The sequence below is a fragment of the Vibrio sp. 1402 genome, from assembly GCF_033340275.1.
Window position 1 is genome coordinate 1 of sequence record NZ_JAWOWE010000233.1, and the last position, 735, is coordinate 735.

1 protein-coding gene and 1 pseudogene are annotated in these 735 nt (G+C 46.8%); both read right to left on the reverse strand.

Annotation, left to right across the window (positions count from 1 at the left end):
- Nucleotides 1-203 (reverse strand): aspartate carbamoyltransferase regulatory subunit (locus R7044_RS25290; protein ID WP_225456006.1); only part of this gene is annotated, 203 nt, incomplete at its 3' end.
- A gap of 16 nt (nucleotides 204-219) precedes the next feature.
- A pseudogene (locus R7044_RS25295) lies at nucleotides 220-735 on the reverse strand (aspartate carbamoyltransferase); the annotation flags it as partial.

The following is a 735-nucleotide window of genomic DNA, read 5'->3' on the forward strand; positions in this document are numbered from 1 at the left end:
TCATTGATGAACACGTTCTCAATCTTCAGCAAGTCTTTGTGACCCAGAGCTGAAGATGGCAAGTTCAGACCAATCGTTACGCGTTGAGAAGAATTGTGCATATCGAACAATTTCAGCACTTTGATACCAATTTGTGCTGGAATGTGGTCGATGACGGTGCCGTTTTTGATTGCTTCTACCTGCAATTGAGTTTCTTTAGCCATGTTTTTATCTCCTCGATTACAGTGTTTCGTTTAGAACCAAAGCCAACAGCGCTTGGCGAGCGTACACGCCATTTTGTGCCTGCTGGAAGTAGTACGCGTGTGGGGTTTTATCTACGTCTGTCGTGATTTCATCAACACGAGGTAGCGGGTGCAGTACTTTTAGATTTTCACGCGCGCCTTCCAATAGAGCCGCCGTCAGAATGTAAGCCGATTTGATGTGCGCATATTCAGACTCGTCGAAACGCTCTTTTTGAACGCGAGTCATGTAAAGAATATCGAGCTCAGGAATTACCGCTTCCATCTCTGTGTGTAGGCTGTATTCAATGCCAGCTTCATCGAGTTCTTCGCAGATGTACTCTGGCATCGCCAATGCGTCTGGAGCGACAAAGTAGAAGCGGATGTTATTGAACTTCGCCAGTGCTTGAGTCAGTGAGTGAACGGTGCGGCCGTATTTTAAATCGCCGACAAATGCTACGTTTAGGTTGTCTAAGCGACCTTGCGTTTCCGCGATGGTGTAGAGGTCAAGCAGAGT